The sequence below is a fragment of the Cobetia sp. 14N.309.X.WAT.E.A4 genome, from assembly GCF_030397495.1.
GTDB lineage: Bacteria > Pseudomonadota > Gammaproteobacteria > Pseudomonadales > Halomonadaceae > Cobetia > Cobetia marina.
Genome location: NZ_JAPNXT010000013.1, coordinates 75,421 through 91,782, shown reverse-complemented (window position 1 = coordinate 91,782; position 16,362 = coordinate 75,421). Strand labels below are relative to the sequence as shown.

16 protein-coding genes are annotated in these 16,362 nt (G+C 60.3%); all 16 read right to left on the bottom strand.

Annotated elements, in window-relative coordinates; translation table 11 throughout:
* Nucleotides 1-734: 734 nt before the first annotated feature.
* Complete coding sequence (locus OW493_RS15360; protein WP_176494352.1) at nucleotides 735-1,274, bottom strand: hypothetical protein; 540 nt, start codon at nucleotides 1,272-1,274, stop codon at nucleotides 735-737.
* On the bottom strand, nucleotides 1,271-2,206 hold the full coding sequence (locus OW493_RS15355) for a hypothetical protein (protein ID WP_279875990.1): 936 nt from the start codon (nucleotides 2,204-2,206) through the stop codon (nucleotides 1,271-1,273). The genes OW493_RS15360 and OW493_RS15355 overlap by 4 nt, the downstream gene beginning before the upstream one ends.
* A 65-nt stretch (nucleotides 2,207-2,271) precedes the next feature.
* Nucleotides 2,272-2,778 carry a hypothetical protein gene (locus tag OW493_RS15350; RefSeq protein WP_271303364.1) on the bottom strand — a complete coding sequence of 169 codons (507 nt, stop codon included), beginning with the start codon at nucleotides 2,776-2,778 and terminating at the stop codon, nucleotides 2,272-2,274.
* Nucleotides 2,762-3,307 carry a GspH/FimT family pseudopilin gene (locus tag OW493_RS15345; RefSeq protein WP_191237859.1) on the bottom strand — a complete coding sequence of 182 codons (546 nt, stop codon included), beginning with the start codon at nucleotides 3,305-3,307 and terminating at the stop codon, nucleotides 2,762-2,764. Before OW493_RS15345 ends, OW493_RS15350 begins: the two co-directional genes overlap by 17 nt.
* Before the next feature lie 242 nt (nucleotides 3,308-3,549).
* On the bottom strand, nucleotides 3,550-4,035 hold the full coding sequence (locus OW493_RS15340; RefSeq protein WP_084207762.1) for a type IV pilin protein: 486 nt from the start codon (nucleotides 4,033-4,035) through the stop codon (nucleotides 3,550-3,552).
* A complete protein-coding gene (locus OW493_RS15335; RefSeq protein WP_136939702.1) occupies nucleotides 4,035-4,379 on the bottom strand; it encodes a hypothetical protein in 345 nt (114 codons plus the stop codon). The genes OW493_RS15340 and OW493_RS15335 overlap by 1 nt, the downstream gene beginning before the upstream one ends.
* 10 nt (nucleotides 4,380-4,389) lie before the next feature.
* On the bottom strand, nucleotides 4,390-8,004 hold the full coding sequence (locus OW493_RS15330) for a PilC/PilY family type IV pilus protein (RefSeq protein WP_176494346.1): 3,615 nt from the start codon (nucleotides 8,002-8,004) through the stop codon (nucleotides 4,390-4,392).
* 13 nt (nucleotides 8,005-8,017) lie between these two features.
* Nucleotides 8,018-8,596 carry a hypothetical protein gene (locus OW493_RS15325; RefSeq protein WP_136939704.1) on the bottom strand — a complete coding sequence of 193 codons (579 nt, stop codon included), beginning with the start codon at nucleotides 8,594-8,596 and terminating at the stop codon, nucleotides 8,018-8,020.
* Nucleotides 8,596-9,573, bottom strand: a complete 978-nt coding sequence (locus tag OW493_RS15320) for a PilW family protein (RefSeq protein ID WP_289864820.1) — start codon at nucleotides 9,571-9,573, stop codon at nucleotides 8,596-8,598. The genes OW493_RS15325 and OW493_RS15320 overlap by 1 nt, the downstream gene beginning before the upstream one ends.
* Entirely contained in the window at nucleotides 9,570-10,070 is a 501-nt protein-coding gene (pilV, locus tag OW493_RS15315; protein ID WP_077373441.1) for a type IV pilus modification protein PilV, read from the bottom strand. Before pilV ends, OW493_RS15320 begins: the two co-directional genes overlap by 4 nt.
* Entirely contained in the window at nucleotides 10,067-10,567 is a 501-nt protein-coding gene (locus OW493_RS15310) for a GspH/FimT family protein (protein ID WP_077373519.1), read from the bottom strand. The genes pilV and OW493_RS15310 overlap by 4 nt, the downstream gene beginning before the upstream one ends.
* 92 nt (nucleotides 10,568-10,659) lie before the next feature.
* Nucleotides 10,660-11,109 (bottom strand): type IV pilin protein, encoded by a 450-nt coding sequence (locus OW493_RS15305; RefSeq protein ID WP_255303302.1) that lies wholly within the window; start codon nucleotides 11,107-11,109, stop codon nucleotides 10,660-10,662.
* A 252-nt stretch (nucleotides 11,110-11,361) separates the two neighbouring features.
* Nucleotides 11,362-12,330 carry a 4-hydroxy-3-methylbut-2-enyl diphosphate reductase gene (gene ispH, locus OW493_RS15300; protein ID WP_077373435.1) on the bottom strand — a complete coding sequence of 323 codons (969 nt, stop codon included), beginning with the start codon at nucleotides 12,328-12,330 and terminating at the stop codon, nucleotides 11,362-11,364.
* Nucleotides 12,331-12,388: 58 nt separating this feature from the next.
* Nucleotides 12,389-12,832, bottom strand: a complete 444-nt coding sequence (fkpB, locus tag OW493_RS15295) for an FKBP-type peptidyl-prolyl cis-trans isomerase (RefSeq protein WP_077373432.1) — start codon at nucleotides 12,830-12,832, stop codon at nucleotides 12,389-12,391.
* A gap of 20 nt (nucleotides 12,833-12,852) precedes the next feature.
* On the bottom strand, nucleotides 12,853-13,380 hold the full coding sequence (gene lspA, locus OW493_RS15290; protein ID WP_240499635.1) for a signal peptidase II: 528 nt from the start codon (nucleotides 13,378-13,380) through the stop codon (nucleotides 12,853-12,855).
* A 141-nt stretch (nucleotides 13,381-13,521) separates the two neighbouring features.
* Entirely contained in the window at nucleotides 13,522-16,353 is a 2,832-nt protein-coding gene (gene ileS, locus OW493_RS15285) for an isoleucine--tRNA ligase (protein ID WP_289864819.1), read from the bottom strand.
* Nucleotides 16,354-16,362: the final 9 nt, after the last annotated feature.

Here is a 16,362-nt window from a genome sequence, read left to right as displayed (position 1 = left end):
TTTCACTACCATTGCGGGGATTTATAGTTAGGTAACCTGTCCTATATTCAGTACCGGCCAATAACTCCAATGCTGCAGCTTTACCGACGCCTAGACGATCTCGATAGTATGTAAACCAATTAGCGTAATTAACTTTCTCTGCATCTGAAAGTGTCTTATCTGATATTCTAACCTCGGTTTTATCCTTGCATTTATCACCTGTATAATAACGAAAATCAAGATCAGGGTCTGTCAGGTTAACAAGATTGCTTTTGGAGTTGCCGCCCTCAAAGTCAATCCATGCTGCTGTCGGGTCCATATTAGCATAGCGTTCGTCACCATCTCCCTTTTTCCAAGGTAGATAGGTTTGAGTAGGGTCGTAAGCCTGCTTGTTTTCAACAGCACAAAAATAATCATTGGATAAGTTATATCTAGGCCTAAACTCAACATCACACCAATATTTGGTGCAATTGGAGTATTTATAGTACCAGCCATAGACCAGATCATATTTCTGGACGGACTCTCCACCCTCAAAAGTGTCTTCAAAAGACATCGAGCCCGAATCATCCAATACCAGCAGGACATTGGGGGTGACGCCGACGCTCTGGGTAGTGGGCAACTGAAGTAGCGTGTCGCTGTCTGCCAGTACGGGCAAGGTGACCACCAGCAGTCCGCTTGAGAGCAAGACCGGCAGGCGAATACGACGCAAGCCGCTGGGGCGGGGTGAATGCTTCGATTTCATCGATAGATTCCCTTCAATCGGCCATCATGATTTCGCTTTGCACCACTGCCAGTGCACGCTTTCTGCTCTCAAGGTCTCCCGCGCTCTCAAGACTCCAACCGGCGGCCGTGATGCGGAAGGCATTCAACAACTGGCTGCTGCTCAGGTTGTCGTCATTCAGAACGCCTTCTGTCGTTTCCCCAAGATATTCAATGACATAGTTACCATTGGCAGCCGCATTGCCACTCAGGATGCCCTCGCCATCCCAGGCGTCTGCCTGCAGAGGATCGAAGTCCAGACTTTCTCCCGCCGTCAGGTCATAGAAACCATCCTCGCCGAAGTCATCCAGCGTCAGCTCGCCCTCGAGCAGACGACTTTCGGCCTGCTGCTGAAGGCTCTCGGCCTCGGCATAGGCATTGTCGTAGAACTGGGTATTCATCAGCATGCGGGTCTGCAACTGGGTATCCTCATTGCCCGTCACTGCCATCACGCCGACCACGATCAGCATGATCAACACGACCAGCAATGCCATCCCCTGCTGACGAGGATGCCGGGGGGCGTTCATCTGATTCATAGACCGATATTCCTCGGGCTCAGGGTAATGTCGAAGGTACGTTCCAATTCACCATCATCCTCACCCTCGACGTTGATCGTCGGTGGCGTCTTGAGGGTCAGGCTGATGTGGATACGTCTGACGCTACCCCAGTCATTTGCGGCTTCCACTTCCGCCGCGCTGCGCTCTACTGCGAAACGACTCGCACTGCCACTGCCCGAGGCCGTATCGAAGGACAGATCCAGCGCTTCGACGTATCGCGCCACTTCTTCATCACAGCCTGCGGTCGGGTCACCATCGACATCTTCTCCGTTCAGGCACAGACGGACGGGAGAATCGTCATCGGTCTGCGACACCAGCAGATACCAACGCTGCAACGGGTAGACATATGCCTGGGTCTGCTGGGCACCGCCGTAGCCATGTTCCACAGCACTCGACAGATCCAGTGAATTGCTGCCATCGCCCGCCAGGCGAGCGATATCACCACTCTCGCAGTCACTGATCAGCACGACGCTATCCGCCTCCAGCGTATCGGCGGCGTAATCTTCAAGTACCAACGACGTATCCCCCTGAGCGACACTCGACCCGAGCTGCCAGCCACGCTGCGCTCCCAGTGCGGGTACCTGCAGGGCCAGGCGGTCGTAGGTGACCCCCGCCACCGTGTCGGACTCGGCCGTCAAGGGAGCATCGGACAGCGCGTGGCTGCCGGTGCCATCACTGACACTGCTCACCGACGCACAGCCGGAAAAACCGGCATTGCGCACCAATGGCTGCAAGCGACGCGTGACATGGCGCGCAGACTCCTGCAGGTAGGACACGGCAGACGTCGTGTTGAGGGTTGAGCGCGAGGCGAGAAAGTACTCCAGCGCCATGGCGGAAATGAACAACCCCAGCACCAGCGCCAACATCAATTCGACCAGGCCGACGCCCTGCTGGGCACGCCGTGAAGGCATCGAGCGAGGCGCCCTGGGCGAGCGCGACGCGCAGGCTCGCCGCGAAAGAGAGACTTTCAATGACATCAGGGCACCACTCGTATCTGTAGGGTCTCGCTCAACGCCTGAGCATCGGCGTCCATGCTGTCTGCGTTCTGACCCAGCGGCGCGGCACCGCTCCAGCCGAGAGTCAGTGTCAGAAGATCACTCCCGCTGCTGGCGATGGCCCCGACCGGCGCGTTCAGTCCACTGTCCTCAAGCCTGTCCGCCCACACCGCTACATCGCGTGCCGCCAGCTCAGCAACACTGCAGGGACAATTGCCGGGATTGCCCGCGCTCTCGGTGTCGAGACCAGCGTAGTCATCCACGCCGTCAGGGTTGGCCTGGATACGCTCCGCCATGCTGATCAACAGGATGCGAGCTTCGGTACGCGCATAACTCTCGTTGTTGGCCTGCAGGCTCTCCATCTGCATGAGTCCGAAACCCAGCAACGTCAGCCCCATCAGCAACAGGGCGATCAGAGCCTCCAGCAGACTGGTACCTTGTTGCCCCTCTCTCGCGGGATGCGAGCCCACCTCAGCAACTCTGGTCATCGCTGCCATATGTCTCCGTCAGTACTCGTCCAATGGGGGTCAATTCAAGCTGGCGATGGCCCTGACCACCCGACTGGTCACAGATCAACAGCCAGGTGGAGTCCGGTGTCGCGCCCTGGTCATCAAAGGTCACGCCGGCGACATCTGCCTGCACGGTGATGGCGGCATCGAACAGACGCAACAGATCATCGCCCAGCGATACTCGTGCATCCGCCTGAGTGCCCTGCACGACCGCCCAGCCATTGCTCCAGCGGGTCGAATTCATGCAGGCATCACCCGCGGCATTCAGCGGACAGAGCGTGATGCTGCCACCACTGGCCACCGCCTCGCTGCGCGCGTAGTTGACCGAGGCAATGAGTGTCTCGGCGGTACTGGTCACGGCATTGCGCGCGACCACTCCCTGCCAGGCGGGGACGGCGATCGTGATCGTGATGACCAGCACTGCCAACGTGATCATCAGCTCGATCAACGTGAATCCTTGCTGCCCCTCCTGCTGACGTGTGCGTCGAAGCACATGCAAAACTGACATCGTCATATCCCTGAGAAACACGCAGGCGAAGGTGCCCTTCGCGATGTGAAATGGGGCAATGTAACGTCAACCAGCCACATAATGGAATTATTATGTTACATAGAATTACCTGACATCCCACAAATTACTCATATTCATCATTGTTTCATCTTTGGTGGCGCGAGTTTCTGGACAACGAAAAGCCCCGATCCAAAAGAATCGGGGCTCGTGTCTGCTGCAAACGGATGGCAGGGTGTGCTGCGTTACCAGCAATTGCTACTGTCGGTGCCTTCTGAATCTGCCAATACCGCAGCTCCCTTGATACCCAGCTCCGTCAACGTGAAAGTGGCACAGTCCTCATCATTGGCCTGACTGCCCGTGGCAGTGGCCGTCAGCGTATAGCTGTCGGCGTCCCCCGCGACGGCCAGTGTATAGAAGCCCTCCTCGCTGGCCGTATCCGCCTGGCCAAGCCCGATCCCGTCTCCGCCGAGCCCCAGAGCATCATCACAGTCCGTGGCGGTAGTCACACTGGCGGTCGCATATTCTCCGCAGGTGGCCATGATGCGCTCCTGGGTCTGAGCAAGCGCCAGCAGGGACGTGATGGCATCCGTGCGGCGTGAGCGCTCCACCTGATCCTGATAGCTGGGATAGGCGATAGCGGCCAGGATTCCGATGATGGCCACGGCAATCATCAGCTCCATCAAGCCGAAACCACCTTGTGATCGAGAACCGCCAGTTCGTCTGATCATCAACGCCCCCTGCGAAGCAGCGTGATATCGATCACCGGTCTTGGCTCGCCGCGCGGATCGAAGCGTACCTCGACCTCCTGCCCCGGATTGAGGTGGAATGCCTGAAGTTCTCGCCCATTGCGATTGAGGACGCGCGTGGAGGGCAGGATCACGAACCCCATGTCGTTGAGCTGCAGCTGGTCCCCCTCCACCTGGTCAATCACGCCTGTGACGGTCTGCTCCATGTCCAGCTGAATCAAGGTATCTGCCGCCATGGCCGTCCCGCCCCACCCCGTGAGGAGTGCACAGGCTGCCAGCATCCATGCGCCGCCGCTCCGCTGCCACTTGTGTCGTGATATCTGCATGTTCCCTCTCCTAGCGCAGCTGGTACCAGGCACTACGGCCTTCCAGTCCATCGATCCCGAAGTCCATGGCCATCTCGACCACCTGATTGGTACCGCCCTGACCGACGTACTGGGTATCTCCCAGGAACTTGGGCGAGGTGGGCTCCCCGTCCGTCTTTATCGACAGCACGACCTGATTGTTGACGTTGTCGCTGGCATCCACCTTGCCGTCGCCATTGTAGTCAAAGACCTGCTGGACACTGTTGTTGCTGCGGACCGGTTGCAGGCCATTGCGCAGGCTGAGGGCATTCAACCAGCCGCTGGCACCACCGGTACAGGGGCCATTGCTGCCCGGGATCGTGGTATTGAAGACGATCAGATCGCCACGTACTGCCGGAATCGTCACCAGACGCTCCCCGGAATCGGAAAGCTCCACATACCACCCGTACTGGATGCCATTGTTGTTCTGATTGGCATAATCGACACCCACACCGGTGACGGTACGTGCATCACTGACCCCGGTGATGTTCGTGAAGCTCTGCTTTTCCAGCTGTCCGTGATAACGACGCGTCGTGTCGCCCGTGTGCAATACGCTATAGAAAGACTGCGTCGAGGTGTCGATGGCATCCTGCAGTGTCAACAGTTGCCCCGTCCCCCAATAGACATTCAGGTACGGCGTATCGACGGTACTGTTGAAGACACCGCTGCGTGCCACGGCCACTCGCGAGGTGATGGGCTGGCGCGAAGCCGTCGGACAGGTCGATGTCGTGCTGTTCAGAGCCACCGCACATGACTGGAAGAGGCGCGACGTCTCGCCGCTCCCCACGTCATCCAACGAGAAATCACGCATGTCGAACACCCAGACATTGCCGTGAAGATCACCCGCGTAGACCCAATCGGTAATGCCATCGGCATCGATGTCCGCCAGCTCCGGGCTCGACATGCCATTGCAGTCGCTGTTGGCTGACGTGCAGGACCCCCCGGCATTGCTGCCCTGCTGTGAATCCAGCAGCGCGAAGTTTTCCGGGTCCTCCAGATCCACGATGAACAGTTTGGCACGCCCGTCACTATCCGCGTTGTAGCCATTGCCGAAGATGGCGTACCACTTGCCATCATCAAGTCGAGCAACCTGAATGTCGCTGAAGGTGTAACCGAGATCCTCGTGGGTGAATTCCCACTGCACGATATCCGCCGGCGAGGTGCCATTGGACTCCCCCAGCGTGTCGAAGGCTTCGGGATCCGTGATATCCAGCATGTAGACCGCCTTGCCACCCGCGCCAAGCCCCCCCACCAGGACCGAATGCCAGCTGGGAGCGTCTTCCTCTCCCAGTTGTACGTGGACATCGCGCGCGACAGGCGTGGCATCGACGTAATACTGGTGAACATAATTCTGGTCGGCGAGCTGACGAATGCCACGCCCACCCTCGATGCTGAAAGCGGCATATGGCATGTAGGCGAATTTCTCTTCCCCGCTTTCCATGTCGATGGCATGCAACATGCCATCGTTGGCACCGATGTAGATCATCGACTGGCGATCTTCATGCAAGGTCTTGAAGGAGCGGTACGAAGACACTTCCATGTCATTGCGGTAGCTGGCGGAAGGCGGGCCGACGATGGCCGGCGAGGCGTGGACGATATCACCGAGATAGTTGTCGTCACGATCACGGAACAAGGTACCTTCATAGGTATCATCGCCCTTGAGATAGCCGATCAGATTCTCGAGCTCCGACGTTCTCACGGCAAGCGGTGTCCCATTGAGCGTGAGGAAGGTCCCGCTCGTATCCAGAATCTGCCCCGTCAGCTGCGTCACGGTATCACCGACCAGCTCCAGCACGCCGCTCTGCCCGCCGGTCAACCCCAGGGCATTGGCCAGACCATTGCCATTCCCCAGGCCGAGCCCCAGACCGTTGCCGAGAGTCCCGGAGACCCCGTTTGCAGCTTCACGCACGGAGATCAGCACGGCATCGGTCAACAGCGTCTCGTCCAGGAAACCGACGAGGTCGAGAATCTGTTCCGCCTCCAATGAGCCGGCCTCCTCGATATCAAAGAAGAAGGCCTTCTCGTCGACGTCCGAAATCCCCGGATTATAGGTGATCACCTTGCGACTGCTGCTGCGACCGGCATCGTCACGCAACCACTCCGCGACGGACCACTCGGATGTGCTGCTCAAGGTGCCATCGCTGCCGATCTTGCGTGCGACCACATCCCCCGCCCAGTTGGCCGGGTCATAGGTCGTCTGGATGACATAGGCATCACTGGTCTGGCTACCACTGCTGATATCCAGACTGCCGGTGCTGGCAGCACGCCCCGCGATTGACTGGGCGATATTGTTCAATGCATCGATCAGGGCCTGGGGGTTGGCAGCACTCAGATACTCGCCGCGTCCATTCCAGGCGGCATGGCGAAGATCATCAATGGTGGTATTGGTATTGGACACCGGCTGAGGCCAGGTGAAGGAGGTATCGATACCGGATGGATTCTCGGTCAGGGAACCATCCACCCCGAAGCCGACAGTGTAGGTGACCATGTGCTGGGACGGGTTTTCATCCACATCCGGCACGGTGGGAACGCTATTGATCAGATCAGTGCGCAGGTCGGTGCGATAGTAATACATCGCCACGTCACCCAAGGTATTGGAGTAACTGTCACGGTGACTGGCACTGATGTAATCACCGCTGCCACCATCGACATTGCCGACACTGGGACTTGAGCCATTCCAATAGCCATCAGTCATCATGATCGCGTAATTCTGCTGACACATGCCGCCTTCATCCGCACTCAGGATGGGCGCATTGTTCCCGGTACTGGCGAAGTATTCGCCGGCATTCTTCAAGGCCGTGCGCAGTGGAGTCCCGCCGGAGGGATAAGCGGTGAACAGCTCTTCCATCAGGTCGTCACGTTCATCGGCATCGGTCATGTCCGCGACGTTGCGGTTGTTGCGCCCCTGGATGGTACGCAGGCCTACCCGAGACTCGTTGGTATCGATGACGCCTGCCATGGCCGACTTGGCAACGGACATGCGGTCGCGGTAATAGGTGAACCAGTTGGCGAAGTTGGTCTTCTGCGCGGCGGACTGCTGGTTGATGTAGGTCTGACGCGTGGTATCCACATAAAGACCATTGCCACTTCGATAGAGCCCGCACTCCTCGAAGTCATACTCGCCGTCACCGTCATTGTCCGTCCAGGGCATGTAATAGACCCCGGTAAGATTGACGGTTGTCGTCGGCTCATAGGGATCCGCGCGCGCCGTCAGGAGCGTCGCGTCGAGGTAATCCGCTCCAAAGCGATCCTTGCCCGCCCAAGGGGCATAGGTGAGCGCCGGATTGTAGGCCAGGACATTGAAGCCATTGCACGAGCCAATGGCGCGGGCAACGCTGGTCTGGGATTGATGACTGACAGTCCCAAAGTTGCTGATCGAGTAGACTCCGGAGTCTCCAAGCACCGACGAGGCGGGCTGATAGCCCCAGTATTCGACGCCCTGATTGAGCGTATCCTCCCAGGCCATGCTGCCCGAATCATCAAGGATGAACAGGATATTGGGCTGAACACCGGTGGCTTCCGTCACTGGCGCACGAGCGATTTCCCCGGGAGCCGCCAGGCAAGGCAGAGCGAAAAGGCATAGGGCACCACTCAGCAGATAACGCATGTTCATGCTCCTCTCAGAAGTAAGGGCCCAGTTCCAACTCGCTTTGCACCACTGTCCAGGAGGCGCCATTGCCGCCTCCCAGGCCCATTGCACTGACGCGGAAGGCATCCAGGCGCGTACCGACCGCATTCAATTCGTTGCTGGTATTCAGTGGGGGCTGCCCGACCTTGCCCAGATACTCGATCACGTACGCCCCGATCACCGCGCCGTCATCATCGTCCAGCGTATCGATGCCATTGGCCTGCCAATCCGCTTCAGAGAGCGGGTTGATCGGCGGCGCATCCTCAGGGAGTGCCAGCATCAGCCCAGCCGAGTCATCGAAATCGCCCAGTTCCCAGGCGCCATTCTCCAGCCCCTCCTGCAACGCCCGCTCACCGATGCTGAGGCTGGTCTCGGCGTTGTAATAGGACTGCTCGAAGTTACGGCTGTTGACGGCCATCCGGGTCTGCAACTGACTGTCCTCCACGCCGGTGACGGCCAGCAGGCCGATCACCACCAGCATGACCAGCACGATCAGCAGTGCGATGCCTTGCTGATGCGCGGGCCCCCTCGTTGCCGCGCAGGGCCCGGATGTTGACGGCGATGTATGCATCAGCTGCCCCTCAGTTGCAGATTGCGCGGCGTGAACGTGAGATTGAAGGTGCGTGTCAGACGGCCATCGTTATCTCCGCCCGGCACCACGCCTGGCAGGCTCTCGAGCGTCAGGGCGATCTCGATGCGACGCACCTCATCCCAACGGTCTTCGCTGCGAACCGTGGCGGCAGGCACCTTGACCCGATCGACACTGCCGTTGCCAGTGGTGTCCAGACTGAAGCTGACATCGAAGCCCTCGACGCCAGAGGCCAGCTCTTCGCGCGCAAAGGTGGCATCGATGCGATCGAGATACAGCGCACGCACCGAGCTGTCATTGGCCTGATCATCCAGCCGGAGCTCCCAGGCCTGCACCGGATACAGATAGGCGTTCGATGACTGTGAACTGCCATAGGAACGCGACAGGGTATCGTTGGTCTCGATACTGCCCTGGGTCGTCCCCGACACCTTGAAGACATCGGTGCTGTTGCAATCACTGACCAGTGCGAACTCGTCGGTCACGAAGGCCGCTTCACTGCCATTGCGCACGCTCAGCGGTCCGCCCAGTGAGGTCATGCTGCTGATGAGCGTGGTCTCATCGCCATCCTTGCTGGCGGCGACGAACGTCAGATTGAAATAGCTGAGGCTACGCTGGGTACGCTGCTGCCCACCGAAGGGCGCCGTGAGATCGTGGGAGTCATCCACTGAACTGGCATTGGTGATATCACGACTGTTGGCACACCCCGCGTAGCCCACATTGCGCATGAGGGGCTGAAGCCGGAACGAGACATAACGCGCCGACTCCTGAAGATAGGACAGGGCTTCCTGGGTACTCACGGTACTGCGTGACGTCGAGAACATCTGCACCGCCATCGCCGTGATCAGCAGACCCAGCACCAGACTGATCATCAGTTCGACCAGGCCAACCCCCGCCTGATGCGCGCGAGAGGCTGGAGAGCGAGAGAACTTCTTGCCAGCGATATAGACACGCGGGTTCATGGCTCCACCTCGAAGCGATATGCCTGGATATCCATTCCACCATTGAGCGTATCGCTCCATTGCACCTGGACACTGACGTCATGCACCCCGATACCGGCACCGCCGACCAGGCGCTCGTCTACCGTCACGTTGCCGACACCGCTGGTCAGAGTGGAACCCTGAATGGCCGTTCGCCAGTCGATCACATCCTGATTGGCCAACTGAGCAGGCGTGCAGTCTGACGAGCATCCATTGTCCGGTGGGTCCTGCGTATCGGCACCATCGTATTGCGCAATGGCTTCGAGATTGGCCCGGATGCGCTCGGCCATGTCCAATGACAGCAGCTGTGCCACCGTATTGCTGTAACTGACGCGCTGATGCTGCAACGTCTGCACCTGCAGCAGCCCCAGCCCCAGCAAGGAGACACCAAGCAGCAGCACGGCCACCAGCGCCTCGATCAGGCCGACGCCACGCTGACGATGCGCCGTCGCGATCTTCGGAGGGTTACGTCTTGTCATGAGCAATCACCTCCCGTCTCGAGTCTCACGCGCCCTGAAGGCGCCACCACCACGGAAGTGGAATCCGATGCTGCGCAGAACACCAGCGTGCTGTTGCCGCTGTTGAGTGTGCCGCGATCATTGAAGGTGATACGACTGGCACCGCCGGATTGCGCCACCGAGTTGCTGCCCTGATGAACCCACATGCGATCCCCTGCCGTGAAATTGGCTCCACTGCCTTCATACACCACCCAGCCATTCGACCAGTCCGCATCACAGACAGTGGGATTCGGCGTGGCAACGCTCGGAGCATAGGGGCAGACGCTGACCATGGTGCCGCGACTGGTCGCGGCACTGCGTGCCATCGCCAGGGCATGCGTCAGGGCGCGAACGTCGGACTCCACCTGAGAGCGCTGTACCATCCCTTGCCAGGCAGGCACCGCCCAGGCAGCGATGATGGCGATGATCGCCACCGTCACCACCAGCTCGATCAGCGTGAAACCGCGTGAATGACGCATAATGTCAGGCTCCCCGGCCTCTCGTGGCCTCTCATGCAACGCGAAAGGCAGTTCTCTCCCGACCCGATGTCGAGAGGATGGTCTCGCAGACTTCACCAACACCGCCCCCCTCCTTCCGCGCCGGTATTCATGACCTCATCCATCCACAGAATGCCGCAGTCATCGTTGAGCTGTGCTCCCTGCGGAGTGGCTTGCAACACGAAGGTGCTCGGCGTGAGGCTGCGATAGGAGATCAGGTAGCGCAGATTGCCGCCGGCATCCTCGATACTGCTGACGCCATCGGCTGGCAACTCCCCCTCCAGCACCGGCGCCTCGGAGAAATCGTGTCCATAGAAGCCATGCAACTGCCTGGCCTGCTGGCCCAGCGCCTGCTGAGCATGAGAACGCCAGCTGCGCTCCACGTACCCGAGATAGGATGGCACTGCTACCGCCGCCAGAATCCCGATGATCGCGACCACCATCATGACTTCGATGAGCGTGAAGCCTCGTGCTCCTCTGGGCCCGCACGCTCCCGCTGCCCCGCGTCGTGCACGAGCACCGATGACGCTTTTGGCTAGGGGATGGCATGGCATGCCGATATCTCCAGAGGTGGCTTACCCTCCATTATGTATCATTTTCGTAACTGAGCATTACATTTTTTTTCATATATCCTCAGGCCAGATCAACGCTCACCGGAATGATCAGGGCATTGAGAACATGCGCAAAAACTCACAAAGAGCCAGATATTGCGGTTCAGACATGAAAAAAGCCGCGACAGAGTCGCGGCTTTCAGATGACCAATGACTTACAGAGCGTTACAGCTCGCGAATCTGATCCGAGGCGATCAAGCGCTCCTTGAGCTCCTTGGGCATGGAGAAGACGATATTCTCCTCCTGACCTTCCAGTTCCTCGGGCGCCGAAGCCCCCAGTGCCATCAGGCGATCGATCACGCCCTGCACCAGCACTTCGGGCGCACTTGCGCCTGCCGTGATCCCGATACTGCCGATACCCTCGAGCCAGGCGGCCTCGATCTGCTCGGCATCATCGATCAACCAGGCCGGGGTCTGCATGCGCTCGGCCAGTTCGCGCAGGCGATTGGAGTTGGAGCTGTTGGGGCTGCCGACCACCAGCACCACATCGCAGGCTTCCGCCAGCATGCGTACGGCGTCCTGACGATTCTGGGTCGCGTAGCAGATATCGTCCTTGCGCGGCCCCTGAATCGCCGGGAAGCGTTCGCGCAGCGCATCGATCACACGCGCCGTGTCATCCATGGACAGCGTAGTCTGGGTGACGAAGGCCAGCTGATCCGGGTCCTTGACCTCCAGGCGCGCCACATCGGACTCGTCCTCCACCAGGTGGATGGTGCCACCCTTGGAGGTGTCATAGCGGCCCATGGTGCCCTCGACTTCCGGGTGACCCTCATGGCCGATCAGCACGCAATCCTGGCCCTTGCGCGCATAGCGCAGCACTTCCATGTGCACCTTGGTCACCAGCGGACAGGTGGCATCGAAGACCTTGAGGTTGCGACGCTCGGCCTCTTCCTGCACGGCACGCGAGACACCGTGGGCCGAGAAGATGACGATGACGTCATCCGGCACTTCGTGCAGTTCCTCGACGAAGATGGCGCCGCGCTCCTTGAGGGAGTCGACCACGAAGCGGTTGTGCACCACCTCGTGACGCACGTAGATCGGCGGCCCGAACACGTCGAGCGCCCCGTTGACGATATCGATGGCGCGATCCACTCCGGCGCAGAAACCGCGCGGGTTGGCCAGCTTGATCTGCATGACAGGCTCCGCTTGATGGCAAGGGGCACACGTGTGAGGCGCCCCTGGAAAAGAAGACTCAGTGCGTGGTCGCGGGGGAGACGGACAGCACCTCGACCTCGAAGGTCAGGGTACGCCCGGCCAGCGGGTGGTTGAAGTCGACCTTGACGTCACGCTCATCGATCTCGCGAATGATGCCCGGCAGCTCCGAGCCTGACGGCTCGGCGAAGGACATCACCATGCCGACCTCGATCTCGTCATCGAAGCTCTTGCGCGCCACGGTCTGGACATTCTGCGGATTGTGCTGACCGAAGGCATGCTCCGGCGTGACCGTGAAGCTGCCGGTCTCACCTGCCGCCATGCCCATGATCGGCCGCTCGAAGCCCGGCGGCAGATTGCCATCGCCTACCTGGAAGGTGGCCGGCGTCTTGTCGAAGGTGGAATCCACTTCGGTACCGTCTTCCAGACGCAGACGGAAATGGAGGCTGACCTCCATGTTTTCGGCGATACGATATTCGCTCATGCTGACCTCGTTTGCGCCACTCACTCGGAGCGGCCACGGAAGGATTCGATGATCAGTGCCACGGCTCCCAGGCTGATGGCGACGTCCGCCACATTGAAGGCCGGGAAGAAGGCATTGCCCCAGTGGAAGGACAGGAAGTCCACCACGTAACCATGCACGACACGATCATAAAGATTGCCCAGTGCGCCACCCAGTACCAGCGCGATGCCCAGCGCCGTGAAGGTCTCGTGACGCTTGAGGCGCGCAAGCCAGATGCTCAGACCGATGGCCGCCACCACGGCGATGCCGGCGAACAGCCAGCGCTGCCAGCCGTCATGACCGGCCAGGAAACTGAAGGCCGCGCCGGTATTGTGCAGCAGCGTCAGATTGAAGACCGGCAGCACCTCGTTGGCCTGACCGTAGATCAAAGAACTGCTGGCCAACCACTTGGTGGTCAGATCCAGCACCACGATCACCACTGACAGCCACAGCCAGCGCAACGGCGAACGCATCGGCTCACTGGCGGCCGAGCCGGCCTCACTGGCAGGCGGTTGTGAAGAAGACGTCATGTTACCTTCCTGTCGGGGATGCCATGGGCATCCCTGCATGAAATGAATCCGTCGGCGGCAAGACACGAACGCCGGGCCAGAGCCCGGCGTTCGATATCAGCGCTCAGCGGAGGCTGAACGATGCCGCGGTCGCGTCAGCGATCACGCGAAGTGACGCGTCTCGCCTTCGCCATCCGGCAGGTTGGTCACGCAGCGGCCACACAGGGTCGGATGTTCCGGCAGAGTGCCGACTTCCGGACGGTGGTGCCAGCAACGCTCGCACTTGACATTCTCGCTGACCTTGACCGCCACCTTGAGGCCGGACACTTCGGTCTCTTCTGCGTCACCCGCAGCATCGAGAGGCGCCAGGGTCACGCCGCTGGTCAGCATCACGAAGCGCAGTTCGTCGCCGAGACTTGCCAGCAGAGTGCTGAGCTCATCATTGACGTAGAGGGTGACTTCCGCCGCCAGGCCATTCTTGACCAGACCGGCGTTGCGCGCGCCTTCCAGCGTCTTGTTGACCGCCTGCTTGACGTGCAGCACCTGCTCCCAGAACTCACGCCCCATGGGGGCATCATCCGCCAGCGTGGTCAGGCCGGTGTAGGCCGTCTCCAGGAAGATGGTGTCCTTGCGCGGGCCCGGGATGTTGGCGTAGATCTCTTCTCCGGTGAAGGAGAGGATCGGCGCCATCCAGCGTGCCAGCGCCTCGATCACGTGATACAGCGCCGTCTGACAGCTGCGACGCGCACGCGAGTTCGGCTGCGTGGTGTACTGGCGGTCCTTGATGACATCCAGATAGAAGCCGCCCAGCTCACGCGAGCAGAAGGTCAGCACCTGCTGATAGATATCGAGGAAGCGGTATTCCTCGTAGGCCAGCTCGACACGTGCCTGCAGCTGGGCGGCACGATCGACCACCCACTGGTCCAGCGCCAGCATGTCGTCGAAGGCCAGCGCATCACGCTCGGGCTCGAAACCGTTCAGGTTGGACAGCAGGAAGCGCGAGGTGTTGCGAATGCGGCGATAGGCATCGGCAGTCCGCTTAAGGATCTCGTCCGAGACGGCCATCTCACCGGAATAGTCATTGGAGGACACCCACAGGCGCAGAATGTCGGCACCCAGCTTGTCCATCACCTGCTGCGGCGCGACCACGTTGCCCACTGACTTGGACATCTTGCGGCCCTGCGCATCGACGGTGAAACCGTGAGTCAGCAGTGCCTTGTAGGGCGCGTGGCCGTCGATGGCACAGCCAGTCAGCAGTGACGAGTGGAACCAGCCACGGTGCTGGTCGGAGCCTTCCAGATACAGGTCGGCACGCGGACCTACCTCGTGACCATGCGGGTGCGACCCACGCAGCACATGCCAGTGGGTCGTTCCGGAATCGAACCACACGTCCAGCGTGTCGGTGACCTTCTCGTAGTTCTCGGCCTCATCGCCCAGCAGCTCCTGGCTGTCGAGTGACCACCAGGCATCGATGCCGTGCTCGGCGACGCGATCCGCGACCGCTTCCATCAGCGCGACGCTGTCAGGGTGCAGTTCGCCAGTGGCGCGATGCAGGAACAGCGGAATCGGCACGCCCCAGTTGCGCTGACGCGAGATGCACCAGTCAGGGCGGTTGGCGATCATGCTCTTCAGGCGCGCCTGGCCCCAGGCCGGGATGAAGGTGGTGTCCTCGATGGCGGACAGCGCCTTGTCACGCAGGGTCACGCCATCGGTGCCGGCGATGTCCATGCCGACGAACCACTGGGCCGTGGCGCGATAGATGACCGGCGTCTTGTGGCGCCAGCAGTGCATGTAGCTGTGGGTGATCTTCTCGTGCGCCATCAGCGCGCCGAGTTCTTCCAGACGCGCGACGATGTTCGGGTTGGCCTTCCAGATGAACTGACCACCGAATTCCGGCAGGTCCGGCACGTAGACGCCGTTGCCCTGCACCGGGCTCTCGATCTCGTCGAAGCTCATGCCGTAACGACGGCAGGTGTGGAAGTCATCCTCGCCGTAGGCCGGCGCGGAGTGGACGATACCGGTACCGGCACCGGTCTCGACGTAGTCGGCCAGATAGACCGGCGACAGACGATCGTAGATCGGGTGGCGGAAGTTGAGATTCTCCAGTGCCGCGCCATTGACGGTCGCCAGTGTCTCGCCACTCAGCCCGAAGCGCGCCAGGCTGTCCTCGACCAGCTCCTCGGCGAGCACCAGCAGGCGCTCGCCGGTATCGACCAGCGAGTAGACGAAGTCCGGGTGAACGTTGAGCGCCTGGTTGGCCGGAATGGTCCACGGGGTGGTGGTCCAGATCACGATCGCCGCCGGCTTGCTCAGTGACTCGAGGCCGAAGGCCTTGGCCAGCGCCGCGCTGTCGTCTGCCGCGAAGGCGACATCGATGGCGTCAGAGGTCTTGTCGGCGTATTCGACTTCCGCTTCCGCAAGCGCAGAGCCACAGTCGAAGCACCAGTTGACCGGCTTCAGGCCCTTGAAGACATAACCGCCCTTGACCATCTCGGCCAGCGCACGGATCTCACCGGCTTCGTTGGCGAAGTCCATGGAGCGATACGGGTTGCCCCAGTCACCGACGATGCCGAGACGGATGAACTCGTGCTTCTGACCTTCCACCTGCACGCCCGCGTATTCCCGGCACAGGTGGCGGGCTTTCTCGGACTCGAGATGCTTGCCGTGGGTGGTCTCGACCTTGTGCTCGATGGGCAGACCATGACAGTCCCAGCCCGGCACGTAAGGCGCATCGAAGCCCGCCATCGTCTTGGACTTGACGATGATGTCCTTGAGAATCTTGTTGACGGCGTGACCGATGTGAATATTGCCGTTGGCATAGGGAGGGCCGTCGTGGAGCACGAAGCTCGGACGGCCCTTGCCTGCTTCACGCAGACGCGCGTAGAGGTCAATCTCGTTCCAGCGGGCCAGTTGGTCCGGCTCACGCTTGGGGAGATTGCCGCGCATCGGGAAGTCGGTATCGGGCAGATTCAAAGTGTGCTTGTAGTCGCTCATAGCCTTTCG